Source organism: Nannocystis pusilla (assembly GCF_020073745.1).
Classification (GTDB): domain Bacteria; phylum Myxococcota_A; class Polyangia; order Nannocystales; family Nannocystaceae; genus Nannocystis; species Nannocystis radixulma.
This window is the reverse complement of record NZ_JAIRAU010000044.1, coordinates 154,672-168,102: the sequence shown is the minus strand read 5'-3', so window position 1 is coordinate 168,102 and position 13,431 is coordinate 154,672. Positions and strand designations below refer to the sequence as shown.

9 protein-coding genes are annotated in these 13,431 nt (G+C 70.6%); 3 read left to right on the top strand and 6 right to left on the bottom strand.

The annotated features are described in order from the left end of the window. Positions 1-111: 111 nt before the first annotated feature. Positions 112-1,005, bottom strand: coding sequence for a LysR family transcriptional regulator (locus K7C98_RS32055; RefSeq protein WP_224195626.1), 894 nt, complete (start codon positions 1,003-1,005; stop codon positions 112-114). 94 nt (positions 1,006-1,099) lie between these two features. Between K7C98_RS32055 and K7C98_RS32050 the strand changes: the two genes are divergently transcribed. Next, a complete protein-coding gene (locus K7C98_RS32050; RefSeq protein ID WP_224195625.1) occupies positions 1,100-1,876 on the top strand; it encodes a haloacid dehalogenase type II in 777 nt (258 codons plus the stop codon). Here the strand turns inward: K7C98_RS32050 and K7C98_RS32045 are convergent. Beyond that, positions 1,814-2,311 carry a GlcG/HbpS family heme-binding protein gene (locus tag K7C98_RS32045; protein ID WP_224195624.1) on the bottom strand — a complete coding sequence of 166 codons (498 nt, stop codon included), beginning with the start codon at positions 2,309-2,311 and terminating at the stop codon, positions 1,814-1,816. The genes K7C98_RS32050 and K7C98_RS32045 overlap by 63 nt on opposite strands. Positions 2,312-3,202: 891 nt before the next feature. Here K7C98_RS32045 and K7C98_RS32040 point away from each other — a divergent pair. Then, entirely contained in the window at positions 3,203-5,575 is a 2,373-nt protein-coding gene (locus tag K7C98_RS32040) for a DUF4215 domain-containing protein (protein WP_224195623.1), read from the top strand. 89 nt (positions 5,576-5,664) lie between these two features. Here the strand turns inward: K7C98_RS32040 and K7C98_RS32035 are convergent, their stop codons facing one another. Both K7C98_RS32035 and K7C98_RS32030 read right to left on the bottom strand, forming a co-directional pair. Next, positions 5,665-5,940 (bottom strand): hypothetical protein, encoded by a 276-nt coding sequence (locus K7C98_RS32035; RefSeq protein WP_224195622.1) that lies wholly within the window; start codon positions 5,938-5,940, stop codon positions 5,665-5,667. A gap of 78 nt (positions 5,941-6,018) precedes the next feature. Beyond that, the gene (locus tag K7C98_RS32030) at positions 6,019-8,118 is read right to left on the bottom strand and encodes a S8 family serine peptidase (protein ID WP_224195621.1); all 2,100 of its coding nucleotides are present in this window, start codon (positions 8,116-8,118) and stop codon (positions 6,019-6,021) included. A gap of 370 nt (positions 8,119-8,488) precedes the next feature. On the opposite strand from K7C98_RS32030, the gene K7C98_RS32025 reads away from it, so the two are divergent. Beyond that, on the top strand, positions 8,489-9,934 hold the full coding sequence (locus K7C98_RS32025) for an IS1380 family transposase (RefSeq protein ID WP_431312826.1): 1,446 nt from the start codon (positions 8,489-8,491) through the stop codon (positions 9,932-9,934). A gap of 240 nt (positions 9,935-10,174) precedes the next feature. On the opposite strand, the gene K7C98_RS32020 is transcribed toward K7C98_RS32025, so the two are convergent. Together K7C98_RS32020 and K7C98_RS32015 are read right to left on the bottom strand one after the other, a co-directional pair. Next, positions 10,175-11,218 (bottom strand): glycine zipper family protein, encoded by a 1,044-nt coding sequence (locus K7C98_RS32020; protein WP_224195620.1) that lies wholly within the window; start codon positions 11,216-11,218, stop codon positions 10,175-10,177. A gap of 455 nt (positions 11,219-11,673) precedes the next feature. After that, the gene (locus K7C98_RS32015) at positions 11,674-13,059 is read right to left on the bottom strand and encodes a sigma 54-interacting transcriptional regulator (RefSeq protein ID WP_224195619.1); all 1,386 of its coding nucleotides are present in this window, start codon (positions 13,057-13,059) and stop codon (positions 11,674-11,676) included. Positions 13,060-13,431: the final 372 nt, after the last annotated feature.

Genomic DNA, 13,431 nt, shown 5'->3' with positions numbered 1-13,431 from the left:
CGCCCACGAACCTGCATTCCCTTTACACGTCAGGATGCGATTCGGTGCACCGCCGATTCGCCGACCGCGTCTTCTTTCGTCACACCGCGATTCGCCGCACCACGCCCGCCGTCACGCCGGGCCCAGCGCCCACGCCAGCCGCCCCAGCCCTTCCCGCAAGAACGCCGCGCTCGCCTTCACCCGCGGCACCGAGCGCACGTCGCGGTGCACCCCGAGCCACAGCTGCCGCCGCGGCCCCGGCACGGGCGTCGGCAGCAGGCGGAGGTTCGGCGCGCGGTCGCCGAGGAAGCGCGGCAGGCACGTCAGCCCGAGCCCCGCCGCGGCCATCGTCGCCATCGGCTCGCGCCCGTTGGTGCGCACGACCACCCGCGCCCGCCCGGCGATCTGCGGCAACCACTCGACGTCGGGGATCTTCGTCAGCGACTCGCTCATCGCGATCAGCGTGTGCCCCTCGCACTGCGCCGCGAAGTCCGGCATGCCGTGCTGCGCGAGGTAGCCGTCGGACGCGTACAGGCCGAACGCGACCACCCCGACCTGCCGCTGCACCACCTCGGCCTGCTCGAAGCGCGACGGCCGGACCGCGATGTCGGCCTCGCGGCGCGCCAGGCTCAGGTGGCGCACGTCGGCCGCCAGCTCGAGCTCGAGCCCGGGGTGCTCGCCGACGAGGGGCCCGAGCAGCGGCCCGAGCACGCTGCCGACCAGCCACTCCGACGCCGTGACCACCACCCGCCCGCGCAGCCCCGCGTCGCGCCCCGCCGCCACCCGCTCGGCGGCCAGCGCCGCCGCCTCCATCTGCTCGGCGCGCGCCAGCATCAGCCGCCCCGAGCCCGACAGCGACTGACCCGTCGCCGCCGGCACGAACAGCTGCGCCGCGAGCGAGCGCTCGAGCGCGGCGATCCGGCGCCCCACGGTCGGCTGGGCCACGCCGAGCTCGCGCGCCGCCGCCGAGAACGAGCCCGTGCGGGCCACCGCGAGGAAGATCCGCAGGTCGTCCCAGTCGAGCACCGCGCCAGCATAGCCGGCCCCATGCACAAATGCATGCCCCCGGTGCGCCGTTCGCCAATCGACCGCCGCGTCGCGATCCATCATCCTCGACGCCATGTCTCGCCGCCAATTCCTCCGCCTGGTCGCCGGCGCCGGCGGCCTGCTCGGCGCGTGCCGGCCGAAATCCACGCCGACGGCCTCGCAGCCGCCCGCGCGCGAGAACGTCGAGATCCGCGGCATCTGCTTCGACCTGTTCACCCTGTTCGACCCGCGCGGCGTCGAGCGCGTCGCCGAGGCCGTCGCCCCCGGACAGGCCGCGGAGCTGTGCCGCGATTGGCGGGTCCGCCAGTTCGAATATGCATGGCTCCGCGCCACGGCCGGGCAGTACCGCGACTTCGAGGTCGTCACCGGCGAGGCCCTCGATTACGCCGCGGGCGCGCGCGGCCTCTCGCTGTCCGCGGTCGATCGCCGCCGGCTCGTCGCCGCCTGCTCCGAGCTCACCCCGTGGCCCGACACCCGCCCCGCCCTCGAGGCCTGGCGGCGGGCCGGCCTGCGCCTCGCCCCGCTCGCCAATTATTCGCCGGGCATGCTCTCGCGCCTGCTCGCCCACGCCGGGCTCGCCGGGCTGTTCGACGCCGAGATCAGCACCGACCGCGCGCGCACCTTCAAGCCGAGCCCGCGGGCTTACGCTCTCGGTCCCGCCGTCCTCGGCCTCCCGCGCGAGCAGATCGTATTCGCCGCCTTCGGCGGCTGGGACGCCGCCGGGGCCGCCTGGTACGGCTTTCCGACCTTCTGGCTCAACCGCCTCGGCGTCGCGCCCGAGGCCCTGTCAGCGGCCGCGGACGCCACCGGCCCGACGCTCGCCGAGCTCGCCGCCTTCGTCGCCCGCTGAATCGCCGAGGAAGCCGCCCTCGCGCAGCGCCGCCAGCCCCGCCTGCGCGCACGCCATGTCCTGCTCGAGCGTCCCGCCGCTGACCCCGATCGCCCCGATCCGCTCGTCGCCGGCCACGACCGGCAAGCCGCCGCCGATCGGCGTGATCCGCGGCCGCTGCGACGGGCTCGCCAGCAGCGCCGGATCGCCGCCGCCGCGCGCGAACGGGTCGCGCGCCGACGGTCCGAACAATGCGGTGAGCGCCTTGTTCTGCGCCATCTCCCGGCTGATCAGCGGCGCGCCCTCCATGCGACAGAACGCCATGAGCAGGCCATTCGCGTCGAGGACCGCCACCGCCTGGCGCACGCCGAGCTCGCGCGCGCGCTCGACCACCGCGAGGACCACCGTCTGCGCCGCCAGGTGCGACATGCTCTCTTTGTGATCACTCGGATCCATCGGCCTCCTCCTGCTCGCTGGTCCATCGACCGTAACCCCACAACCCCCGCCCGTCCTCGCCGGGCCCGCCGAACACCGGTGGCGACGCGCTGGATCGGCGCAGACTTGACGCCTGCCCGACCCTGCTCGCCTCACGCGGGGCCGGCGCGGGCGGTACCGTCGCCGCGCGCCCCCGCCGTCGCGCGCCGGCGCTCCACGGCCGTCACGCGGCTCCTTCGCCCCTCGCGCCAGTCCTCGCCGCGCCGACCGAGCCCCGCGCCTGCGAGCCGGCGATCGGTCGCCCCGACCGACAATGTTCATTCTCTTTCGCACATGTCCCGGAGAACATGTAGCGCGTGAACAGCAGCCGGACCTCGCGCGATGGGACTCGCGATCTGCGGGCCGAGGTCGGGCAACCCGGCAGCTACGGCTGGTTGCTGTAATGAATGCCCGGCTCCGATGATTCGGCGGGCGCTCGCGGGCCCCCGCGCTCCTTCCGGGCGACCTCGCGGCCCTCGGCGTCCGACCCCCGCCGCCGTTCCGGCCGGGATCTCCACCGGCCTGAATCTTCGCCGGCCGAATTTTTGCCGCATCTGCAGCCACGCCCGTCCTCGCCGCGCATGACAGCTCCGTCATCTGCCGCCGTCCAGGGCCCGGGCCCGGGCGCAGCGCGGTCGGCTGCACACTCGCGAACGCGTCGCGACGGTGTCGTCACCCGCCTGGGTGCGGCGGCACCCGCCGCGGCCTTCGGCCTCCGCTCACGTCGAACGCGGCGCGGCGGTGCAGGGGGCTTGTGGTAGCGTGCGCGCCATCCGAGGCCAATTGATGCGCATCATTCCAATCATAGGTCATGACGTTTCTCGACATTCGACGCCGCGGCGCTGGACGCTCGGTCTGGCCGGCTGCTTGTGGTTGACGGGCTGTCCGGACACGCCGGCGACGACGACCGACACCGGCACCACCACCGACACCACCGGCGGGACCGAGACGACCACCGCCGAGCCGCCGACCTCGACGTCGCCGCCGACGACCACGGTCACCACCGGCGACACCGAGACCACCACCACGACCACCACCGCGACGGACACGACCGACACCGACACCACCACCACCACCGGCGGTGAGGGCGTATGTGGCGACGGCACCATGGACGCCGGCGAGGAGTGCGACGACGGGGCCGACAACGGCCCGGGCAACAGCTGCAACGCCGCCTGCGTCCTCAACGTCTGCGGCGACGGCGACCAGGGCCCGGGCGAGGAGTGCGACGACGGGGCCGACAACGCCGACAACAACAGCTGCGTCCCCGGCTGCCTCAACAACGTCTGCGGCGACGGCAAGGTCGGCCCGGGCGAGGGCTGCGACGACGGCAACCAGACCGACGACGACGCCTGCACCAACATGTGCGCGCTCGCCTCGTGCGGCGACGGCATCGTCGCCGCCGACGAGGAGTGCGACGACGGCAACATGGACAGCACCGACGAGTGCACCGAGGCCTGCACCCTCGCCACCTGCAGCGACGGCCACCTCCAGCCCGGCGCCGGCGAGGAGTGCGACGACGGCGTCGAGAACTCCGACAACGCCGCCTGCACCAGCGAGTGCAAGCCCGCCACCTGCGGCGACAACCACGTCTTCAACACCGGCGACGGCAGCGAGGAATGTGACAGCGGCCCCGACAACGGCCCCGGCAAGACCTGCAAGGCCGACTGCACCGTCAACGTCTGCGGCGACGGCGACCAGGGCCCCGGCGAGGCCTGCGACGAGGGCGACCTCGAGCCCGGCGACGGCTGCTCACCGACCTGCAAGCTCGAGGAGTGCGGCAACGGCATCGTCGACCCGGGCGAGGACTGCGACGACGGCATGGACGGCGACCCCGACGACGGCTGCACCGACCTCTGCCTCGCCCCCAGCTGCGGCGACGGCTTCGTCCAGGAGAGCGAAGGCGAGACCTGCGACGCGGGCCCCGACAACAGCAACACCGGCGCCTGCACCCTCGACTGTCAGATCGCCAGCTGCGGCGACGGCCTGATCCAGGCCGGCGTCGAGCAGTGCGACGACGGCCCCAACAACGGCCCCGGCAAGGCCTGCCGCGCCGGCTGCATCACCAACGTCTGCGGCGACGGCGACCAGGGCCCCGGCGAGGGCTGCGACGACGGCAACGCCGACGAGGACGTGTGCACCAGCGCCTGCAAGCCCGCCACCTGCGGCGACGGCATCAAGCAGCCCGCCGAGGAGTGCGACCTCGGCGAGGACAACGACAACACCGGCGAATGCACCCTCGCCTGCACCCTGCCCGCCTGCGGCGACAGCTTCCAGCAGATGGGCGAGACCTGCGACGACGGCAACCTGTCGAACAGCGACGCCTGCCTCGACACCTGCGAGCCCAACGTCTGCCACGACGGCTTCGTCAACGAGCTGGCCGAGGAGTGCGACGACGGCAACCAGAACGACACCGACGCCTGCGTGCTCGAGTGCAAGGACGCCACCTGCGGCGACACCTTCGTCCAGCAGGGCGTCGAGGACTGCGACGACGGCAAGAACGGCTCCACCGACGACTGCACCGACCTGTGCAAGCTCGCCACCTGCGGCGACGGCTTCGTCTGGGCCGGCCACGAGGACTGCGACGACGGCAACGACGACGACAACGACGCCTGCACCAACGCCTGCACCGCCGGCCAGTGCGGCAACGGCATGCAGGACGGCGACGAGCTCGGCGTCGACTGCGGCGGCTCCTGCCCCACGCAGTGCCTGGTGATCAACGAGGTCGACTACGATCAATCGACCAACCCCGATCCGGCCGAGTTCATCGAGATCTTGAACGTCTCGAGCGGCCCGGTCAGCCTCGCCGGCCACCACGTCGTGCTCGTCAACGGGAACGGCAGCGTCAAATACGGCGACGACATCGACCTCGGCACCGTGCACCCCACGCTCGCCGCCGGCCAGTACCTCGTGCTCGCCCCTCCGGCCCTCGAGCCGGCCGCAGGCGCGCTCAAGGTCGAGTTCACCATGGCCAGCAACAACATCCAGAACGGCAACCCCGACGGCGTGGCCCTGGTGTACAAGCCGACCCAGCAGCTCATCGACGCCGTCTCGTACGGCGGAACGACCATGCTCGCCAACAACCCCGACTATGGCTCCTTCAGCCTGCTCGAGGGCCCGGCCCACAACCTCGTCGAGACGAGCCCGTTCAACGGCTCGCTCGCCCGCATCCCCAACGGCGTCGACACCAACAGCCTGATGGCCGACTGGAAGCAGGTCCCCACCCCCACGCCCGGCGCCGCCAACTGATCCGCGTCTCGCCGGGCCCGAGCCCGCATTCGCGCGCCCACGGACGGTCGTCGACCTCGCGGTCGGCGACCGTCGCCGAGGCTCCCTTGCTACCTATTGCCCGGTTCCTCCACCGCGAGCTCGCCGTCGAGCGATTGCACCGTGAACGCGACATTTTGGCGAATCATGACTTCGACAAAATTCGGGGCTGCGGAGAGAGCCGGGCACGTCCCTGCAGCGAGAGTTCTCCCGGGGTTGTTGGTCTCGTACACCACGAAGCTCGCGGCCCCGAACGGGTTGAGCCGCTGAATTCTGATGCTGAAATCCCGGAGCGTGGAAGCGGCGAAGTTCATCTCGGTCTGGCTTGGAATGTGGGTGATGGGCATGTCTGATCCTCGAGTCGCACTGTGAGAGGGTCGGAACGGGGGCGAAACCCGTGAATTGTCGCCCAACGGTGCTGTCGATCACGAGACGCTCTCGTGATGCCCATCGCACCGCGTGACGGCGTGATGTCGCTGCACGGGAGCTTCGCGGTCGCGCTCGAGGGCCGATGCGATCGCTTCGTCGACGATTCGTCGGACGTCGGCTTCCTGGGCCGGCGACAACCCCCTGATGTCGGTGACCGTCGAGGGTGGGCTCCCTGAGGGGAGCTCCGTCGGTTCGTCGCCGGCGCCGTTCGCACGGGAGAGCGCAGCAGCCTCCGGCGACGCCGGCGTGCCGGCCGCGACGGGGCGCGCCTCGGACCTCGGAGCGGGCGGCGAGGGGCACGGGCCGGTCGAAGCGTCGTCATCGGCCGCGGTCCTGGAGGTCGTGCGCACGTGCAGCGGCGAGGCTCGGAGGGCTCGAAAACGGGCCGCGAGTTGTCCGGCCGGGGTGGAGGCGTGCGAAGCGGCCAGCGTGTGGAGGAATGCCGTCGCATCCCTCCCCGGGGCCCGGGGCCCGGCGCTGGCTGTCGCCAGCGCTGGCGCCTCGGTCGCACGGGCTGCCGGGGCCGCATCGAGTTTCTCCTCGAGCCCATCGAGGGTCGGCACGCCGGCCCCGACGCGCTCGGCTCCGAATGGATAGTTCCGCGCGGCGTCACGCACCAGGGTGAAGAGCTGCTGCACCCGCGCCGGACCCCGCTGCGCCGCGGAGCCCGTCCGCAGGTCGGTGTGGTGGGCGAGCAGCAGGGCCGCGAGACCCGTCACGTGCGGGGCGGCCATCGACGTGCCCGATTCGGGCTTGTAGCTCCCGCCCGGATACGTCGAGACGATGCCGACGCCGGGCGCAGCCACCGCCACTTCCCTCCCATAGCAACTGAACAGGGGACTGAAGACCCCGTCGGCGGCGGCGAGCTGCGGCGTGTACTGCGAGACGTCCCAGCTCCAGGGCTGCACCTGCGAGGCCGCGCCGACGGCCGCAACCGCGAGGACGTGGCGCGAGCGGGCCGGGAACTGCACCGGCCCGCCGGAGTTGCCCGCCGCGACCACGCACGCGACTCCGTGCGCGACGCACTCTGCCAGCCGACTCTCGACGAGCTCCGAGACCGCGTCGGTGCCGAGGCTCAGGTTCACGAGGTCGATGCCTTCCTCGATGCAGTACTCGAGGGCGTCCAGCAATCCGCTGACACGGCCGTCGGGGAAGATCTTCAGGACGTGGATCTCGGCCTCGGGCGCGAACCCGACCAGGCCCGACTGGCCGGCGGCGCCGATGATCCCCGCGCAGTGCGTGCCGTGCCCGATGTCGTCCGTCGCCCAGGAGTCGGCAGTCGCATGATCCGTGAAGTCCAGCCCGGTGCGGAGGTGGCCGAGCTGGGGATGCCGTCGGTCGGCGCCTGAGTCGACGACGGCGATCCGGACGCCGCGCCCCGACAGTGCTTTCGTGAGCTGGTCGAGCCCCATCATCTTCTGGCCCCACCCGTGCCGGAACCCCTGCGGGAACCCGGGGAAGGCCGCCGCGAGCGAGGCCAGGCGCACTTCGTTGGCAGCGTCCGTGCGTAGGGAGGGGTTCTCCGCGTACAGGTCCCAATAACCGTACTGCGGCAGGATCTGCAGGTACTGGACGGTGCTGCCGGGCACGACGTAGCCGGCGATCTCGGCGATCCCGGCCGCGTCGGTGACGGCGGACAGGTTCACGCAGTCGAGCCGCAAGTTCACTTGCGCGCCGGAGACAGGGCTGTCGTCCGATCCGAGCACGCGAAAGCGGAAGTTGACGGCCGTCACGGCATCGGCGGGCGAGACCGCCGCGGGGAAAGTGAGCCTTGCGGCGCCGTACCGCAGCGCGGCATCCTCCTCGACGAGCAGCGAGTCAGACACCGACGCCTGTAGTTTGAGCCGTGACGCGGTGTCCTCGTTCGCCTCGATCACGTGTACGGACGCGGCGGCGCCGTCGAATCCGTTCGCGTCGAATGCGCGCAGCCGGCGCTCGCCGGGTCGCAGCACACGCACGTGAGTGACGCCAGGGAGGCCGAGGATGCCGTTCACTGCATTATCGAGTTGTTGGGCGGACAACGGCTTCAGACCGCGGGCTGCGGCGTCATGGGCGTGCCGGGCGGCCACCAGCAGGCGCCGGCGCGGAGGGGACAATGGGGTGGTGGTGGTATTCGGGGTCGTCGGGCGAGGCATCGTTGAGCTCGTGAGCGGGTGAGAGTCAATGGAACCTCCGCCGCTCCACGAGGAGCGGCGGAGTCGGGGCGCTCCAGGGCGCGTCGGGCATGGCGAGGAGACATGCGGCGAAGGACCCGAGTCATGCGTGTAGGCGGTCGGCTGCGGGCTCGACCACCAAATGGCGTCAGCTCGTCCGCATCCAGCCGTGTCAGCGACAGACGGCGAAGAATTGGGTGAGACGAGGAGCCGCTGGCGCATGTCCAGCGGACCGGGGCGTCGCTTCCCTCGCTAGCCCGGATTTCTCACCACGGATAGGAATTCCGGCCGTACTTCCCGAGTTAGAGCGGGTGTGAAACGAGATGCTCTCACCAAGTGGTACGGCCGGAACGCGACAAGGTGTATCCGCGCCGAGTTCGATTTTCAACCTGCCGGTCGACGCCGTGTCGAGGCGGCGTTCGACGCGGGACGGGTCAGCTCGGACGGCGGTCTGCTGCTGCTGCGCGAGCTGACCAAGAGTTCAGGTGTGTTTCGAAGGTTTGCGTCCTGCTTCCGGGACCACCGCGATCCGAGCCGCATCGAGCACACCGTCGAGGAGCTGCTTGCGCAGCGCGTGCTGGGTCTGCTGTGCGGCTACGAGGATCTGAACGACCACGACACACTCCGCGACGACGCCTTGCTCGCGCTGGCGGTCGGCAAGGCCGATCCGACTGGCGAGCAGCGCAAGCGGGAGCGCGACCGGGGTCACGCGCTGGCGGGCAAGAGCACACTGAACCGCCTGGAGCTGGCGACGCCGAGCGTCGCGGGAGACGAGCGTTACAAGAAGATCAGTTACGACGACCACGCCATCCAGCGCCTCTTCGTCGATACCTTCCTCGCCGCGCACGCTGAACCGCCGGCGGAGATCGTCCTCGATCTCGACGCGACCGACGACCCGGTGCACGGTCAGCAGGAGGGCCGCTTCTTTCACGGCTTCTATGACGGCTACTGCTACCTGCCGCTGTACGTCTTCTGCGGCGACTTCCTCCTCGGTGCCGCGCTGAACACCGCCAACGAGCAGCCGGCCAGCCACGCGGTCGAGGAACTCGAACGGATCGTCGCGCAGATCCTCGCGCGCTGGCCAGGCGCGCGGATCATCGTGCGCGGCGACTCGGGCTTCTGTCGGGACGACATCATGCGCTGGTGCGAGGATAACGGGCTCTTCTTCGTCCTGGGCTTGCAGAAGAACTCTCGCTTAATCGCGGAGATCGACGACGACATGAACGAGGCCCGCGCCATCGCCGAGCGCACCGGCAAGAACGCACGTGTCTTCAAGGATTTCCGATACGAGACGAACCGGTCCTGGTCCTGCGAACGTCGCGTGATCGGCAAGGCCGAATACACGACCGACAAGGAGAACCCGCGCTTCGTCGCCACCAACCTGTCCTGCGACGAGTACGACGCCCGCGGCCTCTACGAGGACCTGTACTGCGCCCGCGGCGACATGGAGAACCGGATCAAGGAGCAGCAACTCGGCCTCTTCGCCGACCGCACCAGCGCGCACACGCTGCGGGCCAATCAACTGCGCCTCTGGCTCTCCTCGGTCGCGTACATGATCCTGAACGAGCTCCGCCGAATCGCCCTCGCCAGCACCGAACTCGCGCACGCCCAGGTCTCCACGATCCGCACGCGGCTGCTCAAGATCGGTGCGATCGTCACGACCTCGGTCCGCCGCATCTGCGTTTCCCTCAGCTCGGTCTTTCCCTTCCAGCATGTCTGGTGGCGAGCCCTCGACAACCTCCGCCGAGCTCACTCATGAAACGCTGACGGCCTCGACAACATCCCGCGTGATGGATGCGCCTCTCTGCGCAGGAGGTCGTCTGTCCTCATGGACATGTCGCTCGGAAGGCGCCCGCCGGACTTGTAAGCCGGCATACAGCTCGATCTCGCGCGCTCGCCGTCCGTCGCTTGCGGCTCATGTCACCGCCGTCCGAGCGCCCCGCGCCAGGTCGACGGCGGCCGCTCAGCAGGCTCCGCTGTGCGTGGTGAGAAATCCGGGCTAGGCCCTCATCATCGGGACGACACCCGAATACGACATCATTCGCGCGAGCGGGTGCCCGTTCACCCAATCGACCGGCGAGCCGAACACCCCCTGCGGCGCGAAGGCGGGGCCGGCCTGGAACGGGAGCAGACCGCCCAGCACCCCGCCGAGGTGGCTGCCGATGGACTGCCCGGCGCCGGGCTGACCGGCGAAACCCCCCAGGAGCTGCCCCCCGACCCCGCCGAGGACCGAGCCGAGCTGCGAGCCGAACACCCCCTGCGGCGCGAAGGCGGGGCCGGCCTGGAACGGGAGCAGACCGCCCAGCACCCCGCCGAGGTGGCTGCCGATGGACTGCCCGGCGCCGGGCTGACCGGCGAAACCCCCCAGGAGCTGCCCGCCGACCCCGCCGAGGGCCGAGCCGAGCTGCGAGCCGAACACGCCCTGCGGCGCGAAGGCGGGGCCGGCCTGGAACGGGAGCAGACCGCCCAGCATCCCGCCGATCTGGCTGCCGATGGACTGCCCGGCGCCGGGCTGGCCGGCGAAACCCCCCAGGAGCTGCCCGCCGACCCCGCCGAGGACCGAGCCGAGCTGCGAGCCGAACACCCCCTGCGGCGCGAAGGCGGGGCCGGCCTGGAACGGGAGCAGACCGCCCAGCACCCCGCCGAGGTGGCTGCCGATGGACTGCCCGGCGCCGGGCTGACCGGCGAAACCCCCCAGGAGCTGCCCCCCGACCCCGCCGAGGACCGAGCCGAGCTGCGAGCCGAACACCCCCTGCGGCGCGAAGGCGGGGCCGGCCTGGAACGGGAGCAGACCGCCCAGCATCCCGCCGATCTGGCTGCCGATGGACTGCCCGGCGCCGGGCTGACCGGCGAAACCCCCCAGGAGCTGCCCGCCGACCCCGCCGAGGGCCGAGCCGAGCTGCGAGCCGAACACGCCCTGCGGCGCGAAGGCGAGGCCGCTGGCGTATCGCCAGACACCACGGTGTTGAACGTCATCACCTTGTTGCTGATTGAAGACCGGGGGGTAATGGGTGGAGTTGGCAAAGTTGTTGGACTCTTGCATGATTGTGGCGCTTTCTTTCGATGTTTGGGGACAGATTGTTCAGAGGATTCTGCAGCTGGCCTCGATCGGGAATGACGAGGGTTCACAGATCACAGACAGGCGAGACGACCGCACGATCCTGCTGCACGGTGCGTGCCACCACCGAAGCCAATCTTCGCCGTCGCCGCTCGAGAGCGGGTGGACGGACAAGTCCAAGTCGCGTCCAGTCATGGACGCTCGTCGGAGCGACGACCCTGAGCAGGCGTCCTCGTCGCTGCCGAAGAGGCCCTCTCGGACGGCGAGCTTCGCGGCAGAGGTCGGGCTCGAACACCGGTCCCGGGCGCCAGGCCCTCGCGCGATCTTTCGACCGAGCATGTCGGCGAGCAGGCCGGACGTCGGCACGCGCCGGCCCGGCCGCTCGGGCGCCTCGGCAATGAGGATCACGCGGGCGACGAGGTGGGTCAGGGCTCTCGCGGTCAATCGACTTCGCGATCGAACATGACGTGGGAGCCGCCGTTCTCGCCGCTCCGGTCATCTCGTGCGAGACGGCGCTCGAGTACCTTACGATGCACGCCCAGCGCGCGGGCGGCAGCGCTCTTGTTGCCGCCGAATTCCCGCATCGCCGCCTCGATCAGCAGGTCCTGCGCGGCGGCGAGTTTGTCGCCGGAGGCGGTCCTCAGGAACACCGAAGCGAGGTCGTGGAGTTGCGGCGCTCGCAGGCGCGCCTCCTGGTAGTGCTCGGGACGCAGGTACCGGCGGAGCGCCTCGACGTCGATGAGCTCGACGTCGGTCGTCACCGCCAGGCGATCGATGGCGTTGCGCAGCTGCCGGATGTTGCCCGGCCAGTCGATCGCTTGCAGGTAGGTCATCGCCGCGGACGAGAAGTTCAGGGGTCGGTCCTGTTGCCCCGCGAAGTGTTCGACGAGGGCGGGGATGTCTTCGCGCCGATCGTCGAGCGGCGGCACGTCGACGACGAGCACCGCGAGCCGATAATAGAGGTCTTCCCGGAACCGCCGCTCCGCGGCCCTCGCCAACAGATCCGCGTGCGTGGCCGCGACGATCCGCCCGTGAAAGGTGCGCTCTTCGGTCGAGCCGAGCCGGCGATACTTGCGGGTCTCGAGCACGCGCAGCAGCTTCGACTGCAGCAGCACGGGCAACTCCGCGATCTCGTCGAGGAACAGCGTGCCTTTGCCGACCGCGCCGAGATAGCCCTCCTGCTGCTGATCCGCACCCGTGAAGGCGCCGCGCGCGTGCCCGAACAGCAGTGACTCCATCAGCGTGTCGGGGATGGCCCCGCAGTTGAGATCGAGCAGAGGAGCCTCGGGATGCCGACCCAATCGGTGAATCGCTTCCACAGCCAGCTCTTTACCCGTCCCCGTCGGGCCGACGACCAGGACTGGACGATCCGAGGGAGCGACCCGCTCGATCATGTGCCGCATCCTTCGGGTCGCTGGCGCGTCGCCGATGATGCCGCGCATCCGATCGGCAGCCGCGAGCTTGCGCGGCATGAGCGCCGGGAGGCTCGACGGCGTCCGAACCCCGGTAAACAGCGCGGCCGGCCGGCGGCGCAGTTCGTCGACCGAGGTGACGAGGACCGAAGAGAGCGGGCGACGCTGGATCAGTTCGAGCACTAGCGTACCGATCCCTAGCGATCGCTCGCCGTCCCCGCAGGGGCCGACGGGGATCACGAGCACGACGAGGTCGAACCCGCCTTGGTCGATCATTCGTCTCGCCGCCGCGGGGCTCGACACGGGGCGCAGCGCGATGAACGGGGTGCTGAACTGCTCGAGAACCTCGGGGCTCAGCTCGTCGCCGGGGTCGACGAGCAATATCTGCGAGAGACGAGTTTCGACGTACGTCATGAAACATGACAGTCGGCTCGAACCCGCCGACCTGGGATTGGGAGATCCGAGCGCGACAACCTGCGCAGCTGTGAAAACGGCGCTTGAACGGCGGCCCATCGTCGAAGGGGATGCGCGCGCACGGCGAACCAGGGCGCGCGGCGATTCGGCCTCGACGGCCCGAAGGTCGTGCCTCCCTGTTTCAACCCCCCGGGAGGCCCCGTTCTCTCGCGCCGGATGATGATTTGGGGGCCACCGGCGCGCCGTCTCCGACCTCGACATCATGTTCGCCGACAGACCGCGGGCTGCAGCGCCGCCAGTCGTCATGAGACGCTCGAGGTCCTGGCCAGGACGCTCGCGCCAGAGATCGCTGCATTGGAGGACGCAACTGCA